The organism is Paraglaciecola polaris LMG 21857 (genome assembly GCF_000315055.1).
GTDB lineage: Bacteria > Pseudomonadota > Gammaproteobacteria > Enterobacterales > Alteromonadaceae > Paraglaciecola > Paraglaciecola polaris.
Genome location: NZ_BAER01000082.1, coordinates 1 through 1,052 on the forward strand (window position 1 = coordinate 1; position 1,052 = coordinate 1,052).

Genomic DNA, 1,052 nt, shown 5'->3' on the forward strand with positions numbered 1-1,052 from the left:
CGGTTTTTTATGTCTGCTATTAAGGAAATGAAAACGACTTAACGTTGTTCAGTTGCTTCACTTAAAGCGGCCGTTATTTCTTCGTCAGTGGCTCCACCTTCTTTTGCATATTTATATATGCTTTCCTCATCTAAACCAAAATTTTGTGCGGTTTCAATAATGCGTTTCACATTGGCTCTTTCAGAAGCTGATTCTCGAACGGCAGTACTGACTACACTCTCGGCATCGTTTGGAAATATTGCAAGAAGGGTCTCAACAACATATTCACCTACAAGAGGAACCGCTTCTATGGCAGAACTTAAAATGTCTACAATTTTATTGGGATGCTGTTGGGCTAATGACTGCACAATAAAATCCGCTGAATCGGGTTCAGTAATAACAGCCACTCGAACTATTTCATTGAGTTCTTCTGGCGTAGAGTTTGCAGCCGCCGTTACAACGAAGTCGACGTAGCTTGGCTCGGCATTAATAGCTGTTTTTACGATATTTGCGCAACTGGCTATGTTTTTCTCAAGTGCTATCTTGACGATATCCTCAGTCAACATAGGTTGAGCTGATATAGCGGCATGAATAATTTCTTGGTACTTATCTGGGTACATATCTAGAGCAGTGCTTACTACTGCAGATGCTTCTTGGGGATAGTTACTCACTATACTTTTAACTGCACGGCCGATTGACATGTTTTGTGCAACCTGACGTTTTACGAAAGAAGTCGTAACATGACTATCGTTCGATAACTCATCTTCCTGTGCTCGCACACTATAAGCTGACGAGACCAAGCTAGCGATGATGGCTATTTTTATTATTTTTTTCATTTTTTCAGACATCCAATAACTAAAACTGACTTCTACGTTATGACATCCGTGCCATTCAAGAGTCTAAACTTAACAATAAATTTACTAAATAGACAGTAAACTACTCGCTTTGTTCAAAAAACATTCTGCTTTGGGTTTATTTCATTTTTATGGCAATTAAGTGTTGACCTAATTCTTTGTATCTCTATAATGCGCATCTCGCTTCGGGACAGCCGCTAAAACAGCTGCACCGACACT

Annotated in this window: 1 protein-coding gene; it reads right to left on the bottom strand. The window is 39.7% G+C overall.

What is annotated here, in order from left to right; genetic code table 11:
• Positions 1-38: 38 nt before the first annotated feature.
• Positions 39-815, bottom strand: a complete 777-nt coding sequence (locus GPLA_RS14635) for a hypothetical protein (RefSeq protein WP_040514931.1) — start codon at positions 813-815, stop codon at positions 39-41.
• Positions 816-1,052: the final 237 nt, after the last annotated feature.

Coding starts and splice junctions, on each gene's coding strand:
- GPLA_RS14635 (WP_040514931.1), bottom strand. CDS start 815: ATGAAAAAAATAATAAAAATAGCCATCATCGCTAGCTTGGTCTCGTCA.